Below are 299 nucleotides of genomic sequence, written 5' to 3'. Positions count from 1 at the left end.
CAAGGGACGCTGGCACCAACTCCACACCGGAACACTCGACTTCCGCACCTTCGGACACTTCGACACCACCCACCCCGCCGACACCGCACTCGACGCGATGATCGACGACCCCACCGTCCACCGCATCGAAGCCCACACCGACCTCCACTTCCAAAAACGCCACCTCTGGAACCGCTCGAACATCGAACTCGACTTCGGCGGACACCACATCACCACCACCGGCATCGAGAAGAACACCCACGACAACCCCTTCGGCGCCGTCCTCTCCTTCCGCGGCACCGTCACCACCACCACCGTCA

Annotated in this window: 1 pseudogene; it reads left to right on the top strand. The window is 63.5% G+C overall.

Annotated elements, in window-relative coordinates:
* Positions 1 to 299: pseudogene (locus NBY69_RS37240) on the top strand (peptidase C14); the annotation flags it as partial.

Origin of the sequence: Streptomyces sp. A 4/2 (assembly GCF_940670765.1) — a bacterium.
Classification (GTDB): Bacteria; Actinomycetota; Actinomycetes; order Streptomycetales; family Streptomycetaceae; genus Streptomyces.
The sequence above is the reverse complement of the archived record's forward strand: the minus strand, read 5'-3'. Positions and strand labels throughout refer to the sequence as shown.